This window comes from Enterobacter sp. 237C8, assembly GCF_034106865.1.
GTDB classification, from domain to species: domain Bacteria; phylum Pseudomonadota; class Gammaproteobacteria; order Enterobacterales; family Enterobacteriaceae; genus Enterobacter; species Enterobacter asburiae_B.
The window spans coordinates 13010-27019 of record NZ_JAWNDF010000013.1; the positions used below are offsets into that span (position 1 = coordinate 13010).

12 protein-coding genes are annotated in these 14010 nt (G+C 54.9%); 9 read left to right on the forward strand and 3 right to left on the reverse strand.

What is annotated here, in order from left to right; translation table 11 throughout:
- Positions 1 to 30: 30 nt before the first annotated feature.
- Complete coding sequence (gene ppiC, locus USF70_RS20565; protein WP_048979297.1) at positions 31 to 312, reverse strand: peptidylprolyl isomerase PpiC; 282 nt, start codon at positions 310 to 312, stop codon at positions 31 to 33.
- A 112-nt stretch (positions 313 to 424) separates the two neighbouring features.
- Between ppiC and rep the strand changes: the two genes are divergently transcribed.
- Entirely contained in the window at positions 425 to 2449 is a 2025-nt protein-coding gene (rep, locus tag USF70_RS20570) for a DNA helicase Rep (RefSeq protein WP_032646096.1), read from the forward strand.
- A gap of 58 nt (positions 2450 to 2507) precedes the next feature.
- Here rep and gppA read toward each other — a convergent pair whose 3' ends face one another.
- Positions 2508 to 3992: a guanosine-5'-triphosphate,3'-diphosphate diphosphatase gene (gene gppA, locus USF70_RS20575; protein ID WP_033146916.1), complete on the reverse strand. Its 1485-nt coding sequence runs from the start codon at positions 3990 to 3992 to the stop codon at positions 2508 to 2510.
- Between the two features lie 6 nt (positions 3993 to 3998).
- Positions 3999 to 5267 (reverse strand): ATP-dependent RNA helicase RhlB, encoded by a 1269-nt coding sequence (gene rhlB / locus USF70_RS20580; protein WP_023309646.1) that lies wholly within the window; start codon positions 5265 to 5267, stop codon positions 3999 to 4001.
- Positions 5268 to 5411: 144 nt separating this feature from the next.
- On the opposite strand from rhlB, the gene trxA reads away from it, so the two are divergent.
- The 8 genes from trxA to rffA all read left to right on the forward strand — a co-directional run bounded on the left by trxA (position 5412) and on the right by rffA (position 14010).
- Positions 5412 to 5741: a thioredoxin TrxA gene (trxA, locus tag USF70_RS20585; RefSeq protein ID WP_006179218.1), complete on the forward strand. Its 330-nt coding sequence runs from the start codon at positions 5412 to 5414 to the stop codon at positions 5739 to 5741.
- 345 nt (positions 5742 to 6086) lie between these two features.
- Complete coding sequence (gene rho / locus USF70_RS20590; RefSeq protein ID WP_008501566.1) at positions 6087 to 7346, forward strand: transcription termination factor Rho; 1260 nt, start codon at positions 6087 to 6089, stop codon at positions 7344 to 7346.
- Between the two features lie 242 nt (positions 7347 to 7588).
- Positions 7589 to 8692, forward strand: coding sequence for a UDP-N-acetylglucosamine--undecaprenyl-phosphate N-acetylglucosaminephosphotransferase (wecA, locus tag USF70_RS20595; RefSeq protein ID WP_023309645.1), 1104 nt, complete (start codon positions 7589 to 7591; stop codon positions 8690 to 8692).
- 13 nt (positions 8693 to 8705) lie between these two features.
- Positions 8706 to 9752, forward strand: coding sequence for an ECA polysaccharide chain length modulation protein (gene wzzE, locus USF70_RS20600; RefSeq protein ID WP_033146914.1), 1047 nt, complete (start codon positions 8706 to 8708; stop codon positions 9750 to 9752).
- 56 nt (positions 9753 to 9808) lie between these two features.
- Positions 9809 to 10939: a non-hydrolyzing UDP-N-acetylglucosamine 2-epimerase gene (gene wecB / locus USF70_RS20605; protein WP_065419804.1), complete on the forward strand. Its 1131-nt coding sequence runs from the start codon at positions 9809 to 9811 to the stop codon at positions 10937 to 10939.
- Positions 10936 to 12201 carry a UDP-N-acetyl-D-mannosamine dehydrogenase gene (gene wecC / locus USF70_RS20610; RefSeq protein ID WP_143347703.1) on the forward strand — a complete coding sequence of 422 codons (1266 nt, stop codon included), beginning with the start codon at positions 10936 to 10938 and terminating at the stop codon, positions 12199 to 12201. The genes wecB and wecC overlap by 4 nt, the downstream gene beginning before the upstream one ends.
- Entirely contained in the window at positions 12198 to 12875 is a 678-nt protein-coding gene (gene rffC, locus USF70_RS20615) for a dTDP-4-amino-4,6-dideoxy-D-galactose acyltransferase (protein WP_064673092.1), read from the forward strand. The genes wecC and rffC overlap by 4 nt, the downstream gene beginning before the upstream one ends.
- Positions 12876 to 12879: 4 nt before the next feature.
- On the forward strand, positions 12880 to 14010 hold the full coding sequence (gene rffA, locus USF70_RS20620; RefSeq protein ID WP_219940319.1) for a dTDP-4-amino-4,6-dideoxygalactose transaminase: 1131 nt from the start codon (positions 12880 to 12882) through the stop codon (positions 14008 to 14010).

Below are 14010 nucleotides of genomic sequence, written 5' to 3' on the forward strand. Positions count from 1 at the left end.
GAAATAAATCGGGGCGCAATATACCACGCGTCAGCGGCGATAAAGCACCTTAATGATATGGTAGCCAAATTTGGTTTTTACCGGGCCGTAGGGCTTCAGGAGAGGGCAGCTAAAGACCGCCCGATCGAACGGGCCGACCATCGCACCTTGTTGAAACTCGCCGAGATCCCCGCCATTGCGCCCGGACGGGCATTTAGAGTAACGCTTCGCCAGATGATCAAAGCTGATGCCGCGCTCCAGCTTGACCAGGATCTCCTGAGCCAGTTTCTCCTCTTTTACCAGAATATGCAGGGCTGCTGCGGTCTTTTTCATGGTTCTGCTCTACGGGTTAAACGCGATTTCTCCACTTTATCATTAGCCGGTAAATCTGCGCCCGGCTTTCTGCTACAATCCACACCCCGTTCGAAGATTGAGCAACACTCCCATGCGTTTAAACCCTGGACAACAACAAGCGGTCGAATTCGTTACTGGACCATGCCTGGTGCTGGCAGGGGCCGGTTCGGGTAAAACCCGCGTGATCACCAACAAAATCGCCCATTTGATCCACAACTGCGGATATCAGGCGCGACACATTGCGGCGGTCACCTTTACCAATAAAGCGGCGCGCGAGATGAAAGAGCGCGTCGGTCAGACGCTGGGTCGTAAAGAGGCGCGCGGCCTGATGATCTCCACCTTCCACACGCTGGGGCTGGATATCATCAAACGCGAGTATGCGGCGCTGGGAATGAAGTCCAACTTCTCGCTTTTTGACGATACCGATCAGGTGGCGCTGCTCAAAGAGCTCACCGAGGGGCTGATCGAAGATGATAAAGTGCTGTTGCAGCAGCTGATCTCGACGATCTCGAACTGGAAAAACGATCTGATGACGCCGGCCCAGGCCGCGGCGATCGCCAAAGGCGAACGGGATCGGATTTTCGCCCACTGCTACGGTCTGTACGATGCGCATATGAAAGCGTGCAACGTGCTGGACTTTGACGATCTGATCCTGCTGCCCACGCTGCTGCTGCAGCGCAATGAAGAGGTGCGCGAGCGCTGGCAGAATAAAATCCGCTACCTGCTGGTGGATGAATATCAGGACACCAACACCAGCCAGTACGAGCTGGTGAAGCTGCTGGTGGGGCAGCGCGCGCGTTTCACCGTGGTAGGCGACGACGACCAGTCAATTTACTCCTGGCGCGGTGCACGCCCACAAAACCTGGTGCTGCTGAGCAAAGATTTCCCCGCCCTGCAGGTGATTAAGCTGGAGCAGAACTACCGCTCCTCCGGGCGTATCCTGAAGGCGGCAAACATCCTGATTGCCAATAACCCGCACGTGTTTGAGAAGCGTCTCTTCTCCGAACTGGGCTACGGCACGGAGCTGAAAGTGCTCAGCGCCAACAATGAGGACCATGAAGCGGAGCGTGTGACGGGCGAACTCATCGCTCACCACTTCGTCAACAAAACCGAATATAAGGATTACGCGATCCTCTATCGCGGCAATCACCAGTCGCGCGTCTTTGAAAAGATGCTGATGCAGAACCGCATTCCGTACAAAATCTCGGGCGGCACGTCGTTCTTCTCGCGGCCAGAAATCAAAGATCTGCTGGCCTATCTTCGCGTGCTCACAAACCCGGATGATGACAGCGCGTTTCTGCGCATCGTGAATACGCCTAAACGCGAGATTGGTCCGGCGACGCTGCAAAAGCTCGGCGAGTGGGCGATGACCCGCAACAAAAGTATGTTTACCGCCAGCTTCGACATGGGGCTGAGCCAGACGTTAACCGGACGCGGGTATGACTCGTTAACCCGCTTCACCCACTGGCTCGGCGAAGTGCAGCGTCTCGCGGAGCGGGAGCCGGTGGCGGCAGTGCGCGATCTCATTCACGGCATCGACTATGAGTCCTGGCTGTATGAAACCTCAGCCAGCCCGAAGGCGGCTGAGATGCGCATGAAAAACGTTAACCAGCTCTTCAGCTGGATGACCGAAATGCTGGAGGGCTCTGAAATCGACGAGCCGATGACCCTGACGCAGGTGGTCACCCGCTTTACCCTGCGCGACATGATGGAGCGCGGCGAGAGCGAAGAAGAGGCCGATCAGGTTCAGCTGATGACGCTGCATGCGTCAAAGGGGCTGGAGTTCCCGTATGTGTATCTGGTCGGCATGGAAGAGGGATTGTTGCCGCACCAGAGCAGCATTGATGAAGACAACGTCGACGAGGAGCGCCGTCTGGCCTACGTGGGGATCACCCGCGCGCAGAAAGAGCTGACGTTCACGCTGTGTAAAGAGCGCCGCCAGTACGGTGAACTGGTACGCCCGGAGCCGAGTCGTTTCCTGCTGGAACTTCCGCAGGATGACGTGATCTGGGAACAGGAGCGCAAAGTGATTACCGCAGAAGAGCGGATGCACAAGGGTCAGGCTAACGTGGCGAACATCCGCGCTATGCTGGCAAAAGCCAAAGAGAAAGGATGAGTTCGAAGGGGTTGTAGGCCGGGTAAGGCGAAGCCGCCACCCGGCAATGTTCAGCGTATTACTTTACCTCAAGCACCCAGTGCACGTAGCTCTGCCACTGGCACTCCTGCTCGATCATCTCTGCCCCTAACGGGTGACGATCAATCCATTTCTCCGGCAGCGCCAGCGAAAGCTTCTCGTCATCGGCCACCAGATTAATGGCAGGCAGCAAATCATCGCGGCGGCGGCTGGCAAACAGGATCGCCAGACGCAGCAGGCGGCACAGATGCTCGGCCACGCGAGGCGGTACGGCGTTTTGCTGATGCAAAGAGGAGAGATCGACGGCGTTGGTCTGGTTCAGCAGCAGCGTGGCCAGCAATTTTTTCTGCGCAGGCGTATAGCCCGGTAAATCCAGGTTTCGCACCAGATACGCTGCATGAGCCGGTGCCTGCTTAAAATCAATGCTCAGCCCCACTTCATGTAGCGCACAGGCGCTCAGCAGTAAATCCCGGCTCAGATGGTCAAGATCCCAGACGTTAGCAACCTGATCGGCGAAGCGTGACGCCAGCTGCGATACGCGTCCTGCCTGATCGATATCAACCAGAAAACGACGCTGAACGTTGCGCAGGGTACGGCTGCGGATATCCTGATCGACCGACAGATGTAACATCCCGTAGACCAGACCTTCGCGCAGCGCGCCGCCGGCCAGGGTCATACACTGGATGTTCAGCTCGGTGAAAATGGCGATAAGAATAGCCAGTCCGCTCGGGAAGACCAGCGCGCGTTCCAGCGTCAGGCCTTCAATTTCCAGCTCTTCCAGGCGTCCGCACTGAATGGCGCGCTGTTTCAGCTGCTGAAGTTTGGCAAGCGTAATCCGCTCGTCCATTCCCTGCGCCATCATGATTTCCTGCAGAGCCTGCACGGTACCCGAGGCACCCACGCAGACTTTCCAGCCGTGATAGCGCAGCTCGTCCATCACCGGGCGTAATACCTCGCGCGCGGCGTTTTCTGCCTCGTCGAAGTTCTCTTTCGCCAGGTTCCGATCGGTAAAGTAGCGCTCAAGCCAGGTCACGCAGCCCATCGACAGGCTGAACAGCGACGTTGCCTGCGCGCCGGTGCCGGTCACAAGCTCGGTACTGGCACCGCCGATATCCACCACCAGACGGCGATCGTCACCTCCCGTGGTGTGCGCAACGCCCTGGTAAATCAGGCGAGCCTCTTCTTCACCGCTGATAACCTGTACCGGACAACCCAGAATTTCCTGCGCTCTGGCAATGAAATCCACGGCGTTGACCGCCAGGCGGAGTGTCGCAGTGGCGACCACGGTGATTTGGGCGTGCGGGATATCCTGCAGACGTTCGGCAAAGAGCCGCAGACACTGCCAGCCACGTTCCATGGCTTCAGGGGAGAGGTGATTATCGCTGCTCAGGCCCGCCGCGAGGCGGACCTTGCGCTTGATGCGCGTCAGCGTTTGTATGCTTCCCGCCACCTCGCGCACAACCAGCATATGAAAACTATTCGAACCGAGATCAATTGCCGCATAAAGCGAGGTGGAGCTGAGCATATTTTCTTAACCTGAACGACGACGATTACGCGGCGCGCCACCTGAACGACGCGGACCATTGCCGGAGCGTGGGCGGGTTAGACGCTTAGGCGGCGGCAGTTCGCTTAACAGCGCTTCCGGATTGTATTTGCTCTGCGGAATAGAGTGACCGATATACGTCTCAATGGCTGGAAGATTCAGCGCATACTCTTCACACGCAAGGCTAATCGAGTGACCGCTTGCGCCCGCACGACCGGTACGACCGATACGGTGTACGTAGTCTTCGCAGTCGTCTGGCAGATCGTAGTTAAAGACGTGCGTCACGGCCGGAATGTGCAGACCACGAGCAGCAACGTCGGTTGCGACCAGAATATCGAGATCGCCACGGGTAAACTCTTCCAGAATACGCAGGCGTTTTTTCTGCGCCACGTCGCCGGTCAACAGGCCAACACGGTGACCGTCTGCAGCCAGATGGCCCCAGATGTCTTCACAACGGTGTTTGGTGTTCGCGAAGATAATGGCGCGATCTGGCCACTCTTCTTCAATCAGCGTTTGCAGCAGACGCATTTTCTCTTCATTGGAAGGGTAGAAGAGCTCTTCTTTAATGCGGTGACCCGTTTTCTGCTCCGGTTCCACTTCTACATATTCGGCGTTGTTCATCTGTTCGAACGCCAGCTCGCGTACGCGATAAGAAAGGGTAGCGGAGAACAGCATGTTCAGACGCTGATTGGCCGGCGGCATGCGGCGGAACAGCCAGCGAATGTCTTTAATGAAGCCCAGATCGTACATGCGGTCAGCTTCATCGAGCACCACAACCTGGATTGCGCCGAGGTTAATGTGGTTCTGTTTGGCGTAATCGATAAGACGGCCGGTAGTACCGATCAGGATATCCACACCGCTTTCCAGCACTTTCAGCTGCTTATCGTAGCCGTCGCCGCCATAGGCCAGGCCAAGCTTCAGTCCGGTAGACTGCGCCAGGGGTTCAGCGTCTGCGTGGATCTGTACCGCCAGTTCTCGCGTCGGGGCCATAATTAGCGCGCGCGGCTGGTTAACTTTGCGGTCTGCAATCGCTGGGTGAGAAAGTAAATAATGAAACGTTGACGTTAAAAACGCCATCGTTTTGCCGGTACCGGTTTGCGCCTGCCCGGCAACATCGCGACCGGCCAGCGTCAGCGGCAGCGCGAGGGCCTGAATGGGCGTGCAGTTATGAAACCCTTTATTTTCAAGGGCTTCAATCACCTTCGGGTGCAGCGCGAAGTCGGAAAACTTCTGTTCTGTTAAATGTGTTTTGCTCATAGTGTGGTAGAATATCAGCTTACTATTGCTTTACGAAAGCGTATCCGGTGAAATAAAGTCAACCTTTAGTTGGTTAATGCGACATCAACACGTCGTTGGTGGAGACAAAACCAACGTACCAGGCTTATTCCTGTGGAGTTATATATGAGCGATAAAATTATTCACCTGACTGACGACAGTTTTGACACGGACGTACTTAAGGCTGACGGGCTGATCCTCGTCGATTTCTGGGCTGAATGGTGTGGTCCTTGCAAAATGATCGCCCCGATTCTGGATGAGATCGCTGACGAATATCAGGGCAAACTGACCGTTGCCAAGCTGAACATCGACCAGAACCCGGGCACCGCACCAAAATACGGTATCCGTGGCATCCCAACCCTTCTGCTGTTCAAAAACGGCGAAGTGGCAGCGACCAAAGTGGGCGCACTGTCCAAAGGTCAACTGAAAGAGTTCCTGGACGCTAACCTGGCGTAAGGTTTCTCCGCTGTGCGTTCAGGGCTCCCGGCTAAATGATGTGGAACTCTGGACGCCCGGCTGAAGTCGTGCTAAGTTAGCTATGACTTCGTTTTAAACATATCTTGTTGTTTGAATCTTGTTTTACCCGATACTTCCCGTTGTTAACATGAACAGTGCGTGAAGTGGCTAAATTCCGGGCTTGTCACTCAATCCGTCTTGTCGTTTCAGTTCTGCGTTCTTTCCCTGTGACCAGACAGCGAACAGACATGAGTTGATGGCCGCTAAACAGGCATGGATGACCCTGCCATACCATTCACAACATTAAGTTCGAGAATCACCCCGAGTTTAAGAACCCACACCATTATGAATCTTACCGAATTAAAGAATACGCCGGTTTCTGAGCTGATCACTCTCGGCGAAAATATGGGACTGGAAAACCAGGCCCGTATGCGCAAGCAGGACATCATTTTCGCCATCCTGAAGCAGCACGCTAAGAGTGGCGAAGATATCTTTGGCGACGGTGTGCTGGAGATATTGCAAGACGGATTTGGTTTCCTCCGCTCTGCAGACAGCTCCTACCTCGCCGGCCCTGACGACATCTATGTATCCCCCAGCCAAATCCGCCGTTTCAACCTCCGCACTGGTGACACCATTTCAGGTAAGATTCGTCCTCCTAAAGAGGGTGAACGCTACTTTGCGCTGTTGAAAGTCAATGAAGTTAACTTCGACAAACCGGAAAACTCGCGTAATAAGATCCTCTTTGAGAACTTAACGCCGCTGCACGCGAACTCTCGCCTGCGCATGGAGCGTGGTAACGGTTCAACTGAAGACTTAACCGCGCGTGTTCTGGATCTGGCATCACCAATTGGTCGCGGCCAGCGTGGTCTGATTGTGGCACCGCCGAAGGCGGGTAAAACCATGCTGCTGCAGAACATCGCGCAGAGCATCGCTTATAACCACCCAGACTGCGTGCTGATGGTGCTGCTGATCGACGAACGTCCGGAAGAAGTGACCGAGATGCAGCGTCTGGTTAAAGGTGAAGTGGTTGCTTCTACCTTCGACGAACCGGCATCTCGCCACGTTCAGGTTGCGGAAATGGTTATCGAGAAGGCGAAACGCCTGGTTGAGCACAAGAAAGACGTGATCATCCTGCTTGACTCCATCACCCGTCTGGCGCGTGCCTACAACACCGTCGTTCCTGCGTCAGGTAAAGTGCTGACCGGTGGTGTGGATGCTAACGCCCTGCATCGCCCGAAACGCTTCTTCGGTGCCGCACGTAACGTGGAAGAGGGCGGCAGCCTGACCATCATCGCGACGGCGCTGATCGATACCGGTTCTAAAATGGACGAAGTAATTTACGAAGAATTTAAAGGTACAGGTAACATGGAACTGCACCTTTCTCGTAAAATCGCTGAGAAACGCGTCTTCCCGGCTATCGACTACAACCGTTCCGGTACCCGTAAAGAAGAGCTGCTCACCACGCAGGAAGAGCTGCAGAAAATGTGGATCCTGCGCAAAATCATCCATCCAATGGGTGAAATTGACGCGATGGAGTTCCTCATTAACAAACTGGCGATGACCAAAACCAACGACGATTTCTTCGACATGATGAAACGCTCGTAACGCAAATAAAGCCAGCGAACGCCACGTTTTTACGTGGCGTTTTCCTTTTATGGACTATACGCTAGTACCATCTACTCCCAATTTTGACCGGTCGGTGCGACAATAGGGTCGTTTGTGCAGCTAAAGAAATAATTGATTGAAAAATATACAAAGGGAGTAGTCAGAAGCCATCTTTATTACTTCTGAGGCTGTGGCTTCATGGTTATACTTCCGGGACTAACATTTGTTGAGAGCAATCCATTGTGAATCTATTCACCGCCGTTACTGAACTGATCAGTATTTTTTTATTCACAACCTGTTTTTTGTTCATTGCGCGCAAGGTGGCAAAACGAATAGGGTTGGTGGATAAGCCAAATTTTCGTAAACGCCATCAGGGACTTATTCCTTTAGTCGGCGGGATTTCTGTTTACGCAGGGATTTGCTTCACGTTTGGTATTGCCGATTATTATATCCCGCATGCCGCCCTCTACATCGCCTGCGCCGGTGTTCTGGTGTTAGTCGGGGCCCTTGATGACCGGTTCGATATTGCGGTGAAAATACGCGCTACCGTTCAGGCGGCGATTGGCGTGGTGATGATGGTAGTGGGCGGACTGTATCTGCGAAGCCTTGGCTATGTATTTGGCCCCTGGGAGTTAGTCCTGGGTCCATTTGGCTTCTTCCTGACACTCTTTGCCGTCTGGGCGGCAATCAATGCTTTCAACATGGTGGATGGCATTGACGGCCTGCTCGGTGGGTTGTCATCCGTCTCGTTCGCCGCTATCGGCATTATTTTATGGTTTGATGGTCAGTACAGTCTGGCAATGTGGTGTTTTGCCATGATTGCCGCCATTCTGCCTTATATCCTCCTAAACCTCGGTGTGCTGGGCCGTCGCTATAAAGTCTTTATGGGAGACGCGGGTAGTACGCTGATTGGTTTTACGGTTATCTGGATCCTGCTTGAAACCACACAGGGTCAAACCCATCCGATAAGTCCCGTAACCGCGCTGTGGATTATTGCCATTCCATTAATGGATATGGTGGCGATTATGTATCGCCGCCTGCGCAAAGGGATGAGTCCTTTCTCTCCTGACCGCCAACATATTCATCATCTCATCATGCGTGCGGGTTTTACTTCTCGTCAGGCGTTTGTGCTGATTACTCTGGCCGCCGCTATTTTGGCCGCGATTGGTGTAGCTGCAGAATATTCTCATATTATTCCTGAGTGGGTTATGTTGGCATTATTCTTGCTGGCATTTTTCCTGTACGGCTACTGCATTAAACGCGCATGGAAAGTGGCGCGATTTATTAAACGTCTTAAACGCAGGATGCGTCGTAACAGTGGCAAAAATACAACATTAACTAAGTAAAACCGGGACTATGATGACTCAACCGTTGGCGGGAGCGAAATCAGTGGTAACTGAGAATGAACTGGATATTCGGGGTTTGTTTCGCGTGTTATGGGCAGGCAAACTTTGGATTGCGGGGATCGCGCTGGGTTTTGCACTGTTAGCGCTGGCCTATACGTTCTTTGCAAAACAAGAGTGGAGCGCCACGGCAATTACAGACAAGCCAACGGTTAACATGCTCGGGGGATACTATTCCCAGCAGCAATTCCTGCGTAACCTGGACATCAAAGCCAGTCTTGCTACGCCAGACCAGGCTTCCGTTATGGATGAAGCCTATAAAGAGTTTGTGATGCAGCTGGCTTCGTGGGATACCCGACGCGATTTCTGGTCCCAGACGGATTACTACAAGCAGCGTCGGGTTGATAATACAAAAGCCGACGCCGCCCTGCTGGACGATCTGATTAACAATATTCAGTTTATGCCGGGCGACGCGCTGCGTAACGTGAATGACAGCGTCAAGCTGATTGCAGAAACCGCGCCGGATGCCAACAACCTGTTGCGTCAGTACGTCGCGTTTGCCAGCCAGCGTGCCGCAAGCCATCTTAACGAAGAGCTTAAAGGTGCCTGGGCGGCTCGTACCATCCAGATGAAAGCCCAGGTGAAACGTCAGGAAGAGGTGGCGAATACCATTTTCGGTCGCCGCGTGCATAACATTGAGCAGGCGCTGAAAATTGCGGAACAGCGCAATATTTCCCGTACTGAGACTGACGTGCCGGCCGATGAGCTGCCTGATTCAGAGATGTTCCTCCTTGGTCGCCCTATGTTGCAGGCGCGTCTGGAAAACCTCCAGGCCGTCGGTCCTGATTTTGACCTCGATTACGATCAAAATCGCGCGATGCTCAATACGCTTAATGTAGGTCCATCTCTGGACCCGCGTTTTCAGACCTATCGTTATTTGCGAACGCCTGAAGAACCTGTAAAACGCGATAGTCCGCGTCGTGCATTCCTGATGATTATGTGGGGGATTGTAGGCGCACTGACGGGCGCTGGCGTGGCGTTAACGCGTCGTCGCAAAAACTAAGAACGCCGTCTACGATGAAGGCTGCGGCCTTCATCGCCTAATCGAAGAGAATCGATGTGAAAGTACTAACCGTATTTGGCACCAGGCCGGAGGCCATTAAGATGGCACCTCTGGTTCATGCGCTGGCCTGCGATCCTGATATTGAAGCGAAAGTGTGCGTCACTGCTCAACACCGTGAGATGCTCGATCAGGTGTTAACGCTCTTCTCCATCGTCCCGGATTACGACCTTAATATTATGAAACCGGGGCAAGGATTAACGGAGATAACCTGTCGCATTCTGCAAGAGCTTAAGCCGATCCTGGAGTCATTCAAGCCTGACGTGGTGCTGGTTCACGGTGACACCACCACAACCGTGGCGACAAGCCTGGCCGCGTTTTACCAGCGAATTCCCGTGGGGCATGTTGAGGCGGGTCTGCGTACCGGCAATCTTTATTCACCGTGGCCGGAGGAGGCCAACCGCACGTTAACGGGTCATCTGGCGATGTACCACTTTGCGCCAACGGAAAACTCCCGTCAGAACCTGCTGCGTGAAAATATCGCCGATAACAAAATCTTTGTGACCGGCAATACGGTCATTGACGCGTTAATTTGGGTACGTGACCGCGTCCTGGCAAATAGCGAGCTTCAGAAAGAACTCGCTGCCCGCTATCCGTTCCTTCACAACGGTAAAAAAACCATTCTGGTTACTGGCCACCGTCGCGAAAGCTTTGGCCGGGGTTTCGAGCAAATCTGTCACGCGCTGGCTGAAATCGCCGCGCAGAACGATGATGTGCAAATTGTCTATCCAGTACACCTTAACCCTAACGTCAGCGAGCCGGTTAACCGGATCCTGGGCCATGTCGACAATGTCCTTCTGATTGAACCTCAGGACTACATGCCGTTTGTCTGGCTGATGAACCACGCCTGGCTGATCCTCACCGATTCCGGCGGAATTCAGGAAGAAGCGCCATCCCTCGGCAAACCGGTGCTGGTGATGCGTGAAACGACCGAACGTCCGGAAGCCGTCAAAGCCGGTACGGTGCGGCTGGTCGGCACCAACGCGCAGCTCATCGTCGAAGAGGTCACGCGCCTGCTGCATGACGATGAAGCGTATCAGGCGATGAGCCGGGCCCATAATCCGTACGGAGACGGGCAGGCTTGTGGCCGTATTTTGCAAGCACTTAAACACAATCGGGTATCGCTATGAGTTTTACTACCATCTCGGTCATTGGTCTTGGCTACATTGGCTTGCCTACTGCGGCCGCGTTTGCCTCTCGTCAGAAACAGGTTGTCGGTGTGGATATCAACGCACGGGCGGTAGAAACCATTAACCGTGGCGAGATTCATATTGTGGAGCCCGATCTTGACCGCGTGGTGAAAGAGGCGGTGGAGGGGGGCTTCCTGCGTGCCAGCACGACGCCAGTTGAAGCGGATGCCTACCTGATTGCCGTCCCCACTCCATTTAAAGGCGACCACGAGCCCGACATGGCGTTCGTCGAGGCGGCGGCAAAATCCATCGCGCCTGTGCTGAAGAAAGGGGCGCTGGTGATCCTGGAATCAACATCTCCGGTCGGCGCTACCGAGCAGATGGCACAGTGGCTGGCCGACGCGCGCCCTGATTTAAGCTTCCCGCAGCAGGCGGGTGAACAGGCGGATATCAACATCGCTTACTGTCCGGAGCGCGTGTTACCGGGTCAGGTGATGGTCGAACTGATTAAAAACGACCGCGTCATTGGCGGTATGACGCCCGTCTGTTCCGAACGTGCCAGCGCGCTGTACAAGATTTTCCTGGAAGGTGAATGCGTGGTGACCAACTCCCGCACCGCCGAGATGTGCAAGCTGACGGAGAACAGCTTCCGCGACGTCAATATCGCCTTTGCGAACGAACTGTCGCTGATCTGTGCCGATCAGGGGATTAACGTCTGGGAGCTGATTAGTCTGGCGAATCGCCATCCGCGCGTGAATATTCTCCAGCCAGGTCCGGGCGTGGGCGGACACTGTATCGCCGTCGACCCGTGGTTTATCGTGGCGCAAAATCCGGCGCAGGCGCGTCTGATTCGCACCGCGCGTGAAGTGAACGACAGCAAGCCTCACTGGGTACTCAATCAGGTTAAAGCGACGGTAGCGGATTGTCTGGCAGAGAGCGGCAAGCGCGCCAGCGAGCTGAAAATTGCCTGCTTTGGTCTGGCATTCAAACCCAATATTGACGATCTGCGTGAAAGCCCGGCGATGGAAATTGCTGAGATGATTGCCGAATGGCACAAGGGTGAAACGCTGGTGGTTGAGCCGAATATCCATCAATTGCCGGCAAAACTGGCGGGACAACACTGCACGCTGACGGCGCTGGACGACGCGCTGGCGACGGCGGACGTGCTGGTGCTGCTGGTGGATCATAAAGAGTTTAAAGCAACGTCCGGCGATGCCGTTCGTCAGCAGTATATTGTGGATACCAAAGGTGTCTGGCGTTGAACAGCCTGAATGGGGTGCTCGAGTCCCTGCAGTGGGAGAGTGCCTTTTTCGGCCTGCCGTCGGCCATCGTGCGTCTGCGTGATGATGCGTCGGTGCTGGCTGAACCGGATTTTATCGCCTGGCAACGGGTGCAGGCTAAGATCCCGGCGGAGCGAGCCGATCTGCTTGATGCGCTCCAGCAACACGGCTTTCAGCTGGTTGAAGGTGAGGTAGACCTTTCCATTAACCTTACCCGGCACGATGCGTCCGGCGCGGAAATTGCAACAGAGCAGGACATCCCCGTGCTGCGTCAGATGGCGGCCCAGGCGTTTGCTCAGAGCCGCTTTCGTGCGCCCTGGTATGCGCCTGACGATAGCGGACGTTTCTATGCCCAGTGGATAGAGAATGCGGTCAAAGGCACCTTTGACCACGTCTGCCTGGTTTTCCGTGCAGGGGACGGTCAAATCCAGGGGTTCGTCTCGCTGCGTAAGCTCAACGAGCGCGAGGCGCGTATCGGCTTATTAGCCGGGCGCGGCATGGGTGAGAAACTCATGCAGGCGGCGCTGCACTGGGCGCAGCAGCAACAGCTTGTGACGCTGCGGGTCGCGACCCAGCTGGGCAACACCGCCGCGCTTAAACGTTATATTGCGAGTGGTGCCAACATCGACGCCACCGCCTACTGGTTATACAGGTGACAAGATGATTCCATTTAACGCACCACCCGTTGTCGGAACTGAACTCGACTATATGCAGTCTGCCATGGGCAGCGGCAAACTCTGTGGTGACGGCGGTTTTACCCGTCGCTGTCAGCAGTGGATGGAACAGCGTTTTCGCAGCGCCAAAGTGCTGCTGACCCCGTCCTGTACGGCATCGCTGGAAATGGCGGCACTGCTGCTGGATATCCAGCCCGGTGATGAAGTGATTATGCCGAGCTATACCTTCGTTTCCACCGCAAACGCCTTTGTCCTGCGCGGAGCGAAAATCGTCTTTGTGGATATCCGCCCGGACACCATGAACATTGATGAGACGCTGATTGAAGCGGCGATCACTGACAAAACACGCGCGATCGTGCCGGTTCACTACGCGGGCGTGGCCTGTGAAATGGACACCATCATGGCCATCGCCAAAAAACATAATCTGTTCGTGGTGGAAGATGCCGCGCAGGGCGTGATGTCCACCTACAAGGGACGCGCGCTGGGCACGATCGGCCACATTGGCTGCTTTAGCTTCCACGAAACCAAAAACTACACGGCGGGTGGAGAAGGTGGCGCGACGCTGATTAACGACCGGGCTCTCGTGGAGCGTGCGGAAGTGATCCGCGAAAAAGGCACCAACCGCAGCCAGTTCTTCCGGGGACAGGTAGATAAATACACCTGGCGCGATATCGGCTCCAGCTATCTGATGGCGGATCTGCAGGCGGCGTACCTGTGGGCGCAGCTGGAAGCGGCGGAACGTATCAACCTTCAGCGTCTTTCCCTGTGGCAAACGTATTACGATGCGCTTGAGCCTCTGGCCAAAGCCGGGCGTATTGAGCTGCCGACCATCCCGTCAGATTGCGTCCACAACGCGCATATGTTCTACATCAAGCTGCGCGATAACGACGACCGCAGCGAGCTCATCGCCTGGCTGAAAGAGGCCGAAATTATGGCGGTGTTCCACTACATCCCGCTGCACTCCAGCCCGGCCGGCGAAGCGTTTGGCTCGTTCGCGGGTGAAGATCGTTACACCACCAAAGAAAGTGAGCGTTTGCTTCGCCTGCCACTGTTCTACAACCTCGCGCCTGTTAACCAGCGTACGGTGATTAATACCCTTCTGAGTTATTTCGGCTGA

Bases quoted from the DNA above. Each gene is read 5' to 3' on its own strand.
- ppiC (WP_048979297.1), bottom strand. From the start codon at position 312: ATGAAAAAGACCGCAGCAGCCCTGCATATTCTGGTAAAAGAGGAGAAA.
- rep (WP_032646096.1), top strand. From the start codon at position 425: ATGCGTTTAAACCCTGGACAACAACAAGCGGTCGAATTCGTTACTGGA.
- gppA (WP_033146916.1), bottom strand. From the start codon at position 3,992: ATGCTCAGCTCCACCTCGCTTTATGCGGCAATTGATCTCGGTTCGAAT.
- rhlB (WP_023309646.1), bottom strand. From the start codon at position 5,267: ATGAGCAAAACACATTTAACAGAACAGAAGTTTTCCGACTTCGCGCTG.
- trxA (WP_006179218.1), top strand. From the start codon at position 5,412: ATGAGCGATAAAATTATTCACCTGACTGACGACAGTTTTGACACGGAC.
- rho (WP_008501566.1), top strand. From the start codon at position 6,087: ATGAATCTTACCGAATTAAAGAATACGCCGGTTTCTGAGCTGATCACT.
- wzzE (WP_033146914.1), top strand. From the start codon at position 8,706: ATGACTCAACCGTTGGCGGGAGCGAAATCAGTGGTAACTGAGAATGAA.
- wecC (WP_143347703.1), top strand. From the start codon at position 10,936: ATGAGTTTTACTACCATCTCGGTCATTGGTCTTGGCTACATTGGCTTG.
- rffA (WP_219940319.1), top strand. From the start codon at position 12,880: ATGATTCCATTTAACGCACCACCCGTTGTCGGAACTGAACTCGACTAT.